The sequence below is a fragment of the Bacillus sp. EKM208B genome (assembly GCF_011800725.1).
Taxonomy (GTDB): domain Bacteria; phylum Bacillota; class Bacilli; order Bacillales; family Bacillaceae; genus Bacillus; species Bacillus velezensis.
This window is the reverse complement of the sequence record NZ_JAANHO010000044.1, coordinates 1-335: the sequence shown is the minus strand read 5'-3', so window position 1 is coordinate 335 and position 335 is coordinate 1. Positions and strand designations below refer to the sequence as shown.

The following is a 335-nucleotide window of genomic DNA, read 5'->3' as shown; positions in this document are numbered from 1 at the left end:
GTCTCCTCCAGCCGGCCGCGGTCAAGCGGGCCCGTCAGTTCCAGCACAGCCGGCATATTGTAGCCGACACCGCCGTCTTCAAGCTGCTGGAGCACATACATCCGTTTCTGCGCTGAAGACACCGGGTAGGTGTCCTGTTTTTGCGCAGGCTGAATCGCTTCATACGGGCTCTCTTCCAAGTCCTGAATGACCGAAGCGAGCTCTTCCACCGTCGGCCGGGCGAAGATGTCCTGTAACGGCACCTGAACACCGAACTCTTTGGCGATGCGGGAGACGAGAGCCGTCGCTTTTAACGAATGGCCGCCCCGCTCAAAAAAGTGATCCCGGATGCCGAC

General features: G+C 59.7%; 1 protein-coding gene. It reads right to left on the bottom strand.

Translation table 11 applies throughout. The features are described from left to right. Positions 1–335: phosphopantetheine-binding protein (locus G9F75_RS19775; RefSeq protein ID WP_167409340.1), on the bottom strand; the 335-nt coding region annotated here is incomplete at both ends.